The organism is Streptomyces sp. 13-12-16 (assembly GCF_002114215.1).
In the GTDB taxonomy this organism is placed as follows: Bacteria; Actinomycetota; Actinomycetes; order Streptomycetales; family Streptomycetaceae; genus Streptomyces.
Genome location: NZ_NCTE01000897.1, coordinates 1 through 4,720, shown reverse-complemented (window position 1 = coordinate 4,720; position 4,720 = coordinate 1). Strand labels below are relative to the sequence as shown.

The following is a 4,720-nucleotide window of genomic DNA, read 5'->3' as shown; positions in this document are numbered from 1 at the left end:
CCCCCCGCCGCGGGATGGGTACTCGCCTCCGACGTACGCGAACGCGGAAGCCGCCGTCCCGGTCGGCCACCCTCCGTGCGGACCCGGCCGGGGAGAGCGGTGCCGGGCGCACGGGTGCGGCGCCGGTGGGGCAGGGGAGCCGCTCCGGGGCCCGGAACCGCGGGTTCGGCAACCGGTGGCTCCGTGGCCACGGCCGCCGGCCCGTCCGGCGTCGCCCGCCCACGGTCCCCGCGCTCCGACCGCAGGCAGCGGCGGATCGACTCCGGGTCGAGTCCCTCGTTGCACGCCTGGTGCAGAAGCCGGGCGAAGAGGTAGTCGGGGTCGGCGCCCAGGGCCATGGCGAGTGCTTCCCGGGCCTCCAGTTCGTCACCTGTGGACCAGGCGACCCACCCGGCGAGGGTGAGGGGCGCCGCGGCGTGTTCGCCGTACGCTCCGACGCAGCGGCGGGCCAGGGCGCGCCACAGGCGAAGGGCCGGGCCCGCCTCGTCGCCCTCCATCCACTCGGCCGCGCGGTCGCGGGTCGTGCGGTCCTGCAGGCCGAGGATCAGCGCCGCGGCCTCGTCGTGCCCGAGCAGCTCGTCGTCCCGCAGGTCCGCCGGGAGCATGCCGGGCACGGGCGGGGCGTCGACGAGACGGCCCAGGATCCGCTCGGCCAGCCCCAGTGTCTCCCCGGCGACCTCGTGCCGGCCCTCCACGTCGAGGATCCTGGGGATCAGCGCCAGTCCGACGGCGTCCAGGGCGGCCTCCTGCTCCCGGGCGGCGGAGTGCTCCCACGGCTGGAGCCTGGCGCGCAGTTCGCGCAGGGTGCCGCGGACCTGGAGCCCGGCGTAGGTGGCGGCGGCGGCCAGCACCGAAGTGCCGGGCAGGCCCATCGGCGTCCCCTCGGACGGGCAGCAGCCCTCGTCGTCGCAGCAGTACGACCAGAAGCGGCCGTCCGAGACGCACAGGGCCTCGACCACCGGGATGTCCAGGGCGCCGCACTCCAGGCGCAGGGTGTGGGCGAGCGGACCCAGCCGCTCCTTGACCTGCCGGCCGGATTCGCCCCGGCCCGGTTCTTGGCAGAGGAAGACGACCATCTGCTCGGGCCGGGCGCCCCGGCGTTCGCTGCCCGTCACCAGGCCGTGGGCCAGCTGCCGGGCGGCGGCGGGCCAGTCGTCGGGGTTGAGGGGGACACCGAGCCGGGCCCGTCCGCCGAACCGGCCCCGTCCGTCCTTGTCGTGCAGGGCGACCAGCACGATGCTGTCCTCGGGGCGGTAGCCGAGCAGGTAGGGCAGGGCGTCGGCGAGTTCGGCCGGGGAGCGCAGGGTGACCTGCTGTCCGTCGCCGTGGCTGTCGTACGCGGTGCAGGTGATGTCCTGCGGGCGCGGTGCGCGGTCCTCGTCGCCGCCGGGTGTCCGGGGACCGGGGTCGCGCCCGGAGATGTCACCGTTTTCGGGGGATCCCGTGGTTTCGCCTTGGTTCGTCATGCGAAGACGATCTCGCGGATTGCGACCTTCCGGTTTGCCCTGTGGATAACTTCGGCCAGGAACATGTCACCGGCCCCGGGGCCGCGGGGCAGCTCCCGCGCTCCCGCCCGCATGTCAGTGGCGTCCTGTTGTATGGACCCATGGAGCACACGAGCAACGCGGATCTCCGCACGGCCGCCGACGCGGTTCTCGCCCGCCTCGTCGGGGACGCCTCGGGCGGGGCCCGGCTGCGCGAGGACCAGTGGCGGGCGATCGAGGCGCTGGTCGCCGACAAGCGCCGGGCCCTGGTCGTGCAGCGCACGGGCTGGGGCAAGTCCGCGGTCTACTTCGTGGCCACCTCGCTGCTGCGGGCACGGGGCAGCGGCCCCACCGTGATCGTCTCCCCGCTGCTGGCGCTCATGCGCAACCAGGTGGAGGCCGCGGCCAGAGCCGGAATCCGCGCCCGGACCATCAACTCCTCCAACAGCGAGGAATGGGACTCCGTCCAGGCGGAGATCGCCGCGGGCGACGTCGATGTGCTGCTGGTGAGTCCGGAGCGGCTGAACAACCCCGACTTCCGCGACCAGGTGCTGCCCCGGCTCTCCGCCGCGACCGGGCTCCTGGTGGTCGACGAGGCGCACTGCATCTCGGACTGGGGGCACGACTTCCGCCCGGACTACCGCCGGCTGCGCACCATGCTCGCCGACCTCCCGGACGGCGTGCCCGTCCTCGCCACCACCGCCACCGCCAACGCCCGTGTCACCGCCGATGTCGCGGAACAGCTGGGTACGGGAGGTTCGTCGGACGCGCTGGTGCTGCGGGGCCCGCTGGACCGGGAGAGTCTGAGTCTGAGCGTGCTGCGCCTGCCGGACGCCGCGCACCGGATGGCCTGGCTCGCCGACCACCTGGACGAGCTCCCGGGCTCGGGGATCGTCTACACGCTCACCGTGGCCGCCGCCGAGGAGGTCACCGCCTTCCTGCGGCAGCGCGGGCACACCGTCGCCTCGTACACCGGCCGGACGGAGAACGCCGACCGGCAGCAGGCCGAGGAGGATCTGCTCGCCAACAAGGTGAAGGCCCTGGTCGCCACCTCCGCGCTCGGCATGGGCTTCGACAAGCCCGATCTGGGCTTCGTGGTGCATCTCGGCTCACCCTCCTCCCCCATCTCCTACTACCAGCAGGTCGGCCGCGCCGGGCGCGGTGTCCGGCACGCCGAGGTGCTGCTGCTGCCGGGGAAGGAGGACGAGGCGATCTGGGAGTACTTCGCGTCGCTCGCCTTCCCCTCGGAGGACCTGGTGCGCCGTACGCTCGACGTCCTCGCGCGCTCCGACCGGCCCGTGTCGCTGCCGGCCCTCGAGCCACTGGTGGAGCTGCGCCGCTCCCGGCTGGAGACCATGCTGAAGGTGCTCGACGTGGACGGGGCGGTGAAGCGGGTCAAGGGCGGCTGGATCGCGACCGGGCAGCCGTGGACGTACGACGCCGAGCGGTACGCGTGGGTGGCGCGCCAGCGCAAGGCCGAACAGCAGGCGATGCGCGAGTACGCGGCGGGCACGGACTGCCGGATGGAATTCCTGCAGCGTCAGTTGGACGACGAGGGCGCCAAGCCCTGCGGGCGCTGCGACAACTGCGCGGGCGCGCGGTACACCCCCGAGGCCTCCTCGACCGCCCTCGAGGCGGCCCGCGTGGATCTCGGCCGGGCGGGCGTCGAGGTGGAGCCCCGGCGGATGTGGCCCACCGGGCTCCCGGCGATCGGTATGGACCTCAAGGGGCGTATTCCGGCGGGGGAACAGGCCGCTCGGGGCATGGCGTTGGGGCGTCTGTCGGACATCGGCTGGGGCAACCGGCTGCGTCCGATGTTCGCACCGCAGGCGCCGGACGGGCCGGTGCCGGACGATGTCGCCCGGGCCGTGGTGGGTGTGCTGGCCGACTGGGCCAAGGGGCCCGGTGGTTGGGCTCCGGGAGCGGCGGACCCCCAGCCGCGGCCGGTGGGGGTGGTCACCCTCGCCTCCCGCAGCCGGCCCCGGCTGATCCACTCGCTCGGGGCGCGCATCGCGGAGATCGGGCGGTTGCCGCTGCTGGGATCGGTGGATTACACGGGCGAGGCGCACTCCGCCTCCCGGAGCAACAGCGCCCAACGTCTCAAGGCCCTCGACGGGGCGCTGACCGTGCCCGCCGGTCTCGCCGCCGCGCTGGCCGAGGCGCCGGGCCCGGTTCTCCTCGTGGACGACTACACGGAGACGGGCTGGACCCTCGCGGTCGCGGCACGCCTGCTCCGGCGGGCCGGTGCACAGGGTGTGCTGCCGCTGGTGCTGGCCGTACAGGGCTGATGGTTCGGACCACCCAGCGGGTGGGGATATTAGCCGTGGAACATCCGATACCGGGCCGCTGCATCAATTGCTCGTTGCCGCATCCAAGTTCGACAGGAAGAATTGAAGGACGCACCCGCACGGCTCGCCCGCCGATCAGGTAGGGCTCTGTTGCGCGCGCGCTCCCCCGAATCCGACCCCGCCCGCAGTCCGGGCGTAGCCGAAGGGAGGACCGTGACCTTCGGATTCGCTCCGTCCTCGGCGGCATCGCTGTCGACGTCCGCCACTCGTGTGCTCGAACCCGCGGAGTGGGCCGCCGCGGGAATCCCGCTGCTGGGCAGTCCGCGGGAGGTCGTCAGCGGACTGCACGCACGGCACCATCCCGGTCCGGCGACCGCGGTCGTCGCCGTGCTCGATCCGGACGAACGGGTGCGGGCGAGCGCGTCGTTCACCCGGCGTACCGCCTCCGCGGACGGCTGGTTGCTCCGCAATGTGCTGTTGTCCCAGTTGCGCCGGGTGATCCCGCACGACCTGCGCCGCCGCACCCCGGTGCGCACCGCCGTGCTGCTCTACTGCCGTGACGGCGACGCGCGCTGGACGGAGGAGGACGGCGCGTGGATGTGGGGACTGCGGGACGCCTGCACCCTGCACGGGCTGCGCTGCGGTGCGTACATCACGCTGACCCGTGACGGGTGGCAGGTCCTCGGCGAGGGACGTGGCGGCCGTCATCCCAGCGCCGGCTCGGCGCCGGAACCGTTCGCCACGTCCGCGGCACCGCCCCGGATACCGCGCACCGGTGGTGCCGCGTCGGAGGTCCTGCGCCGCGCGGCGGCACGCTGACGTCACCCGGACACCCGGGGGCCTCACGTGGCGGTGCGGGCCGCACCACGGCGCGGCGCGTCCGCGCGACACCGGACCCGGCCCGGTACCGAGGCGGCGAAAACGCGAGAGCGTCGGCCCCTCCGGTCC

General features: G+C 74.0%; 3 protein-coding genes. 2 read left to right on the top strand and 1 reads right to left on the bottom strand.

What is annotated here, in order from left to right; translation table 11 throughout:
- Window positions 1–1,466 (bottom strand): DUF4192 domain-containing protein (locus B7767_RS31490; protein WP_085575105.1); only part of this gene is annotated, 1,466 nt, incomplete at its 3' end.
- A 140-nt stretch (window positions 1,467–1,606) separates the two neighbouring features.
- Between B7767_RS31490 and B7767_RS31485 the strand changes: the two genes are divergently transcribed.
- Together B7767_RS31485 and B7767_RS31480 are read left to right on the top strand one after the other, a co-directional pair.
- Window positions 1,607–3,772: a RecQ family ATP-dependent DNA helicase gene (locus B7767_RS31485; protein ID WP_085575104.1), complete on the top strand. Its 2,166-nt coding sequence runs from the start codon at window positions 1,607–1,609 to the stop codon at window positions 3,770–3,772.
- 213 nt (window positions 3,773–3,985) lie between these two features.
- A complete protein-coding gene (locus B7767_RS31480; protein ID WP_085575103.1) occupies window positions 3,986–4,591 on the top strand; it encodes a hypothetical protein in 606 nt (201 codons plus the stop codon).
- The last annotated feature ends 129 nt before the right edge of the window (window positions 4,592–4,720 follow it).

Bases quoted from the DNA above. Each gene is read 5' to 3' on its own strand.
- B7767_RS31485 (WP_085575104.1), top strand. From the start codon at position 1,607: ATGGAGCACACGAGCAACGCGGATCTCCGCACGGCCGCCGACGCGGTT.